We start from the raw sequence: 8,255 nt of genomic DNA, 5'->3' as shown, positions 1-8,255 counted from the left end.
CCCCCCCCCTGCATCGACACCCATCGGCCGGCCTGCTGCGACGCCTGGGTGCACTGCTCTACGACTATCTGGTGGTCATCGCTCTCCTGATCATCGCCGGCTTCATCGGCATGGGGGTAGCGCAACTCCTGCTGGCTACCGGCATGGCGACCGTCCCCGAGGGCAAGGATGCGTCCTGGCTGCTCACCAGCCCCCTCTACAGCGCCTGGCTGGCCCTGGTGATCTGTGGTTTCTATACCTGGTTCTGGACCCGCGCCGGTCAGACCATCGGCATGCGCGCCTGGCGGCTGCGCATCCAGAATCTGGACGGCAGCAATATCCGCATCACTCAGGCCCTGATCCGGCTAGCCACCTCGGCCTTTGGCCTTGGCAACCTGCTCTGCGTGTTCAACCGCGCCCGTCCCCGCGCCTTCCAGGACATCTGGGCCGAGTGCGAGGTGGTGGTATTGAGCAAGGAGGAGAACCTGGAACAGCTGAACAAGTGACCGGAGCCAGCACGCAATAGAAAGAGGGCACCCTGGGGTGCCCTCTTTCTATTGCGTGCTGGCATCACATGGCCGCGAGCATGGCTGACGCCGCAGTGCTACCGGCCACCGTTACTGCTTGCGGCTCAGGATATAGAAGGAGATGCCACCGAACAGCAGGCTGGGGGCGATGGCCGCCAGTATGGGAGGCACCGCATAGACCAGACTGACGGGGCCAAAGACCCGGTCGCTCACATAGACGGCGAAGCCTGTCATGATCCCCATCAGCATCCGCGCGCCCATGCTCACCGAGCGCAGCGGGCCGAAGATGAAGGAGGAGGCCAGCAGTATCATGGCCACCACGGAGAGGGGGGACAGCAGCTTGCGCCACATCTCCAGCTTGTAGCGCCCGGCATCCTGCTTGTTGGCATCCAGATAGCCGATGTAGTCCATCAGCCCGGAGACGGGCAGGTTCTCGGGATCGATGCTGACCACCCCGAGCTGCTTGGGGGTCAGCTCTGACTGCCACTCCATCTGGGGATGCTGCTCGGTCACTATCTGCGTGGGATCGTCAAACCGGGTGACAGAGATATTGTTGAGCCGCCAGTGGTGTTGCTCGAACACCCCTTCCTGCGCCTGCACCACGTCGATCAGATCCCGGGAGGGGGTGAAACGATAGAGGGTAATGCCGGTCAGGGCGCCGTCGTTGCGTACCCCGTTGATGCTGACGAAGTTGTTGCCATCCCGCGCCCAGACCCCGTAGGCGGAGACGGTCAGGCGCCCCTCCGACATGGCGCCCGCCTTGATGTCATCGGCCATCCGCTTGGCGGCCGGAGCCACGTACTCTCCCATCAGCCCTACCAGCAGCATCAAGGGGATCGCCGTCTTGAGCGCCGCCATGACGATGCTGATCTTGGAGCGACCCGCCGCCTGCATCACCACCAGCTCGGAGCTGGTCGCGAGCTGGCCCAGACCAATCAGACCGCCCAGCAGTGCTGCCAGCGGGAAGAAGAGCACGGCCTCCTTGGGCATGGAGAGCATCACGAAGTAGAGGGCGTTGAGCATGTCGTAGTTGCCCTCCCCCACGGCCTTCAGCTGTTCCACGTACTTGATGAGCGCTGCCAACCCGACCAGGGTCAGCTCGCACAGCAGGATCGACATGAAGATGACCCGGCCGATATATCTGTCGAGAATGCCGAACATCAGCAGAAACTCCTATGTTGCAGCATCATGCTGACTTTCTCTGGAAGAAGTGACCCTTCACCCCGTTCCACCAGCTGGTGCCCTGCAAGTTGAGCGGCAACCCGATCAGCAGCAGGTAGACCAGCGGCACCAGGAACATGCCGGGCCAGTGGGGCAGGCGCCCGCTGTCGATGGCCGAGCGGGCGGCGCTGAGCAGCAGGAAGTAGGAGAGATAGAGCAGGATGGCCGGCAGCAGCTTGGCATAACGTCCCTGGCGGGGGTTGACCCTGGCCATCGGCACCACCAGGAAGGTGAGCACCAGGATGGAGAGCGGCAACGACAGACGCCACTGCAGCTCGGCCATCAACTGATTACTCTGGGTACCCAGCAACTCAATGGTCGGCTTGGCCGCCGCCTTGCGGTTGGAACGTTCCATCTCCTGCTGGCGGATCACCAGGCTGTACTCGGCAAACTCGGAGACCTGGAACTGGCGGGTGCCGAAACGCCCCTCATAGCGGGAGCCGTCCTTCAGGGTCAGCCACTGCAGTCCGTTGTCATCCACCGTGACCACCCCTTCCGTCGCCACTACCACGGAGGGAGGGGACGTCCCTTCTGCCCGTTGCAGCACGAAGATCTTCTGCAGCTCGGAGCCCTTGTCGTTCAGATCCTGGATGTAGGCGACCAGACGCCCCTTGTCGAGCTCCATGAATCGGCCGGCCTGCAGGAAGGAGATGCCCGGATCGGCCTTGAATTCGTCGATTACCTGGTACTCGCGCTCCTTGGCCTGGGGGGCAATCCAGCCGGTGTTGAATGCCGCGACAGCCGCCGTCAGCAGGGCCAGCACCATGGCACTCCCCATGATGAAACGGTGGCTGAAGCCCACCGCGTGCATCACCGTCATCTCGCTTTCTGCGTACAGACGACCGTGAGCAAACAGAATGGCTAAAAACAGACTGATCGGCAGCATCAACAGGGCCATATTCGGCAGGTTGAGCAGCAAGAGGGTGGACACCAGGCGCGTCGGCACCTCGCCATCGGCGGCGTCGCCGATGATCTGGATGAATTGCTGGCTGACGAAGATAAGCAGCAGTACGAAGAGCACCGCCAGCTGGGTTTTCAGGGTCTCCCTGAACAAATATCGGAAAACGATCACAGTCATTCCCAAGTAAACTTGTGTTTTTAGTCGAATGCCTGAAAAATAGGGCCCTATATTGGATTTTTACCAGTTTGAACTGCGGAGCCTGTGGCTGTTCGCTCCGCCTCTGATACCCCAACAAGCACCGCATTATTCAATAAAAGGTGCCTTTTGTCTTTAGGATGTAGGAGATTCCATGGAGTTCAGTGTAAAGAGTGGCAGTCCTGAGAAGCAACGCAGCGCCTGCGTCGTGGTCGGCGTTTTTGAGCCGCGCCGTCTCTCTCCGGTTGCCGAACAGCTGGACAAGATCAGCGACGGCTACCTCAGCTCGCTGCTGCGCCGCGGCGATCTGGAAGGCAAACCAGGCCAGATGCTGCTGCTGCATCAAGTACCCGGAGTACTCAGCGAGCGCGTGCTGCTGGTGGGTTGCGGCAAAGAGCGGGAACTCGACGAACGCCAGTACAAGCAGATCATCAACAAGACCATCACCACCCTGAACGAAACCGGCTCCATGGAGGCGGTCTGCTTCCTGACCGAGTTGCACGTCAAGGGCCGGGACACCTACTGGAAGGTACGCCAGGCGGTAGAAACCACCAAGGCGGGCCTCTACAGCTTCGACCAGTTCAAGACCAACAAGGCCGAACCGCGCCGCCCCCTGCGCAAGCTGGTATTCAACGTGCCGACGCGTCGTGAACTGACCATAGGCGAGCGCGCCATCAACCACGGTCTGGCCGTGGCCAAGGGTGTGCGCATCTGCCGCGACGTGGCGAACATGCCGCCCAACGTCTGCAATCCGGCCTACCTCGCCTCCCAGGCCCGCCGTCTGGCAGATGCCTACGACAACATCACCACCAAGGTGATCGGCGAGCAGGAGATGGCCGAGCTCGGCATGAACTCCTACCTGGCGGTGGCCCGCGGCTCCGAGAACGAGGCCATGATGGCCATCATCGAATACAAGGGCAACGCCGATGCCAAGCCCATCGTGCTGGTGGGCAAGGGGCTGACCTTCGACTCCGGCGGCATCTCCATCAAGCCGGCCGACGGCATGGACGAGATGAAATACGACATGGGTGGTGCCGCCTCCGTGCTCGGCACCATGCACGCCCTGGCCCAGCTGCAGCTCCCCATCAACGTCATCGGCGTGCTGGCGGGCTGCGAGAACATGCCGGGTGGCAATGCGTACCGTCCCGGTGACATCCTCACCACCATGTCCGGCCAGACCGTCGAGGTGCTCAACACCGACGCCGAAGGCCGCCTGGTGCTGTGCGATGCGCTGACCTACGTGGACCGCTACGATCCCGAGACCGTGATCGACGTGGCGACCCTGACCGGTGCCTGCATCATCGCCCTGGGTCACCACACCTCGGGCCTCTTGGCGAACCACAACCCGCTGGCCCACGAGCTGCTCAACGCCTCCGAGCAGGCTGGCGATCGCGCCTGGCGCCTGCCCCTGTTCGACGAGTATCAGGAGCAGCTGGAGAGCCCGTTTGCGGACATGGCCAACATCGGTGGCCGTCCGGCGGGGACCATCACCGCCGCCGCCTTCCTGTCGCGCTTCACCAAGAAGTACAACTGGGCCCACCTGGACATCGCCGGGACCGCCTGGAAGAGCGGCAAGGAGAAGGGCTCCACCGGCCGACCTGTGCCCCTGCTGACCCAGTTCCTGCTCAATCGGGCCGGCGTGGCGGACGTCGAAGACAAGGAGTAATTCCCCTTCCCCATCGACTCGATGAGCGATGCGCAAGGCATTACCCTGTACCACAAGGAAGAGGCCTGCCTCTTCCTTGTTTCATTGAGAGAATCCGGGGAAATCCGTGCCCGGCACGGTACTCCGAAGACGGCCAATCGCTGTCCGTCACAGCCAAACGGGACCAACCTGATGAGCCAAGTGACCTTTTACCTGATGAGCGAGCCGGACGACGGCCAGGCTTCTGCCGTCGAGCGCCTCGCCTGCCAGCTTGCGGCCGATGGCTGGAGCGCGGGCCACCTCTACCTGTTCTGCGACGACGAGGCCCAGGCTCTGCGCCTGGACGAGCTGTTGTGGCAACTGCCGCCGGATCGCTTCGTGCCGCACCAGTTGCAGGGGGAGAGCGGCCAGGCCCCGGTGGAGATAGGCCATCAGCCACCACGGCGGCGCTATGCCTGCCTCATCAACCTGGCCCGGCAGACACCTTTGTTTGCAGGACACTTCGCTCAAGTGGTAGATTTTGTCCCCACTGACGAAACGCAGAAGCAGCGGGCCCGCGAGCGCTACAAGCTTTATCGCCAGGCGGGACACACCCTCGAGATGAGGGATCAGCCCGTCGCGACTCAGGATCCGGCGCAGCCCTGACTGCCCCCGTTTCCTCCACCACCATCAGCACCAGAATCCATCCATCCAGATTACGGCGAGACCATGGAAAAGACTTTTAATCACAACGCCATCGAACAGGCGCTCTACCAGCACTGGGAAGCCCAGGGCTACTTCAAGCCCCACGGCGACACCAGCAAAGACTCCTTCTGCATCATGATCCCGCCGCCGAACGTCACCGGCAGCCTGCACATGGGTCACGCCTTCCAGCAGACCCTGATGGACACCCTGATCCGCTACAACCGCATGCAGGGCAAGAACACCCTGTGGCAGGCGGGTACCGACCACGCCGGTATCGCCACCCAGATGGTGGTGGAGCGCAAGATCGCCGCCGAAGAGGGCAAGACCCGCCATGATTACGGCCGCGAAGCCTTCATCGACAAGATCTGGCAGTGGAAGGAAGAGTCCGGCGGCACCATCACCCGCCAGATGCGCCGTCTCGGCGACTCCGTGGACTGGGAACGCGAGCGCTTCACCATGGATGAAGGCCTCTCCGCCGCCGTGCAGGAAGTGTTCGTCCGTCTCTACGAAGACGGCCTGATGTACCGTGGCAAGCGCCTGGTGAACTGGGATCCCAAGCTCAACACCGCCATCTCCGATCTGGAAGTGGAAAACCGCGAGATCAAGGGCCACATGTGGCACCTGCGCTATCCGCTGGCCAACGGCGCCAAGACTGCCGAAGGCCAGGATCACCTGATCGTCGCTACCACCCGTCCGGAGACCATGCTGGGCGACACCGCCGTCGCCGTGAACCCGGAAGATCCGCGTTACAAGGCCCTGATCGGCCAGCACATCCTGCTGCCGCTGGTGAACCGCCTGATCCCCATCGTCGCCGACGAGCACGCCGACATGGAGAAGGGCACCGGCTGCGTGAAGATCACCCCGGCCCACGACTTCAACGACAACGAAGTCGGCAAGCGCCACAACCTGCCGATGATCAACATCTTCACCCTGGACGCCCACGTGCGTGCCGAGGCCGAAGTGGTGGATGCCAACGGTAACCCCAGCACCGCCTATGACGCCGCCCTGCCGACCGAGTTCGCGGGGATGGAGCGCTTCGCGGCCCGCAAGGCCATCGTCGCCAAGCTGGACGAGCTGGGCCTGCTGGCCGAGATCAAGGATCACGTGCTACAGCAGCCTTACGGTGACCGCGGTGGCGTGCCCATCGAGCCGATGCTGACCGACCAGTGGTACGTGCGCGTGGCCCCCATGGCCAAGACCGCCATCGAAGCCGTCGAAGATGGCCGCATCCAGTTCGTGCCGAAACAGTACGAGAACATGTACTTCTCCTGGATGCGCGACATTCAGGACTGGTGCGTCTCCCGTCAGCTGTGGTGGGGTCACCGCATCCCGGCCTGGTATGACGATGCCGGCAATGTCTTCGTCGGTCGCAGCGAGGAAGAGGTGCGCGCCAAGCACAGCATCCCGTCCGTGACCGTGCTGCGTCAGGACGAAGACGTGCTCGACACCTGGTTCAGCTCCGCCCTGTGGACCTTCTCCACCCTGGGCTGGCCGAACAACACAGAGGCGCTCAAGACCTTCCACCCGACCGACGTGCTGATGAGCGGCTTCGACATCATCTTCTTCTGGATTGCCCGGATGATCATGATGACCATGCACTTCATCAAGGATGAGAACGGCCAGCCGCAAGTCCCGTTCAAGACCGTCTACATCACGGGTCTTATCCGCGACGAGGAAGGCCAGAAGATGTCCAAGTCCAAGGGCAACGTGCTGGACCCCCTCGACATGATCGACGGCATCTCGCTGGAAGATCTGCTGGAGAAGCGCACCGGCAACATGATGCAGCCGCAGATGGCCGAGAAGATCGCCAAGCGTACCGCCAAGCAGTTCCCGGAAGGGATCGACGCCCACGGCACCGACGCCCTGCGCTTCACCCTGGCGGCGCTGGCCTCTACCGGTCGTGACATCAACTGGGACATGAAGCGTCTGGACGGTTACAACAACTTCTGCAACAAGCTGTGGAACGCCTCCCGCTACGTGCTGATGAACACCGAAGATCAAGATTGCGGTTTTGCCGGTGGCGAGATGCAGTTCAGCCTGGCGGATCGCTGGATCCAGTCCCAGCTGCAAGTGGCCATCCGTGACTTCCGTACCGCGCTGGATACCTACCGCTTCGACATCGCAGCCGGTGTGCTGTACGAATTTATCTGGAACCAGTTCTGCGACTGGTATCTGGAGCTGACCAAGCCGGTGCTGACCAAGGGTTCCGAGGCCGAGCAGCGCGCTGCCCGCCACACCCTCGTGACTGTGCTGGAAACCCTGCTGCGTCTGGCGCACCCCATCATCCCGTTCATCACCGAGACCATCTGGAAGTCGGTAGCCCCGCTGGCCGGCGTCAACGCCGACACCATCATGGTGCAGGCCTTCCCGCAGGTGGACGAGCGTAAGCTGGACGAAGCCGCCATGGCGGATCAGGAGTGGGTGAAGGAGTTCATCGTCAGCATCCGCAACATCCGCGCCGAGATGAACGTGGCGCCGAGCGTGCCCCTCAACGTGCTGCTGAAATGCGATGCCAAGGATGCCGAGCGTGCCGCTGACAACGAGGCCTTCCTCAAGTCCCTGGCCCGTCTGGAGTCCATCCGCGTACTGGCGGATGGTGAAGCTGCTCCCCTGTCGGTGACCAAGCTCATCGGTGCCACCGAGCTGATGATCCCCATGGCCGGCCTCATCGACAAGGAAGCCGAACTGGCCCGTCTGGCCAAAGAGGTAGCCCGTCTGGTGGGCGAGTGCGGCCGCATCGAGGGCAAGCTCGGCAACGAGGCCTTCGTCGCCAAGGCGCCGGAAGCGGTCATCGCCAAGGAGCGCGAGAAGCTGGAGGACTACCGCCTCCAGCTGACCAAGCTGGAAGCCCAGCAGGCCGAGATCGCCGCCCTGTAAGCGAGTCTGTCTCCTTCAAAGCCCCCGTCCATCGGGGGCTTTTTCGTTTCTGGCGCAGGCCCGTCTTGGCACCCAAGCCCGGCTCTCACGGCCCGACTCAACGGGAAAACGCCGCCTGCAGAGGAGGCTGATTGAAAAATTCACGAGCCAAATCACCTCCTTTCACAAGCGCATCGCCCGCAAATTCATTACACTGCCAGCGGTCTTATCTATCGGGAGTGCTGCT

At 62.4% G+C, this 8,255-nt stretch carries 6 protein-coding genes; 4 read left to right on the top strand and 2 right to left on the bottom strand.

Annotated features, from left to right (window positions below; genetic code table 11):
- Positions 1-8 precede the first annotated feature (8 nt).
- Entirely contained in the window at positions 9-485 is a 477-nt protein-coding gene (locus J9885_RS11070) for an RDD family protein (protein ID WP_210549542.1), read from the top strand.
- 111 nt (positions 486-596) lie between these two features.
- Here the strand turns inward: J9885_RS11070 and lptG are convergent, their stop codons facing one another.
- Positions 597-1,667 (bottom strand): LPS export ABC transporter permease LptG, encoded by a 1,071-nt coding sequence (lptG, locus tag J9885_RS11065; protein WP_134694909.1) that lies wholly within the window; start codon positions 1,665-1,667, stop codon positions 597-599.
- Positions 1,668-1,692: 25 nt separating this feature from the next.
- The gene (lptF, locus tag J9885_RS11060) at positions 1,693-2,805 is read right to left on the bottom strand and encodes an LPS export ABC transporter permease LptF (protein ID WP_210549462.1); all 1,113 of its coding nucleotides are present in this window, start codon (positions 2,803-2,805) and stop codon (positions 1,693-1,695) included.
- A gap of 172 nt (positions 2,806-2,977) precedes the next feature.
- On the opposite strand from lptF, the gene pepA reads away from it, so the two are divergent.
- The 3 genes from pepA (at position 2,978) to J9885_RS11045 (ending at position 8,029) form a co-directional block, all read left to right on the top strand.
- Positions 2,978-4,489 carry a leucyl aminopeptidase gene (gene pepA, locus J9885_RS11055; protein ID WP_043757441.1) on the top strand — a complete coding sequence of 504 codons (1,512 nt, stop codon included), beginning with the start codon at positions 2,978-2,980 and terminating at the stop codon, positions 4,487-4,489.
- Positions 4,490-4,660: 171 nt separating this feature from the next.
- Positions 4,661-5,113, top strand: a complete 453-nt coding sequence (locus J9885_RS11050) for a DNA polymerase III subunit chi (protein WP_043757438.1) — start codon at positions 4,661-4,663, stop codon at positions 5,111-5,113.
- A 63-nt stretch (positions 5,114-5,176) separates the two neighbouring features.
- On the top strand, positions 5,177-8,029 hold the full coding sequence (locus J9885_RS11045; RefSeq protein WP_210549461.1) for a valine--tRNA ligase: 2,853 nt from the start codon (positions 5,177-5,179) through the stop codon (positions 8,027-8,029).
- Positions 8,030-8,255 lie beyond the last annotated feature (226 nt).

The sequence above is a fragment of the Aeromonas sp. SrichE-2G genome (genome assembly GCF_017939565.1).
GTDB classification, from domain to species: Bacteria; Pseudomonadota; Gammaproteobacteria; order Enterobacterales; family Aeromonadaceae; genus Aeromonas; species Aeromonas taiwanensis.
The sequence above is the reverse complement of the archived record's forward strand: the minus strand, read 5'-3'. Positions and strand labels throughout refer to the sequence as shown.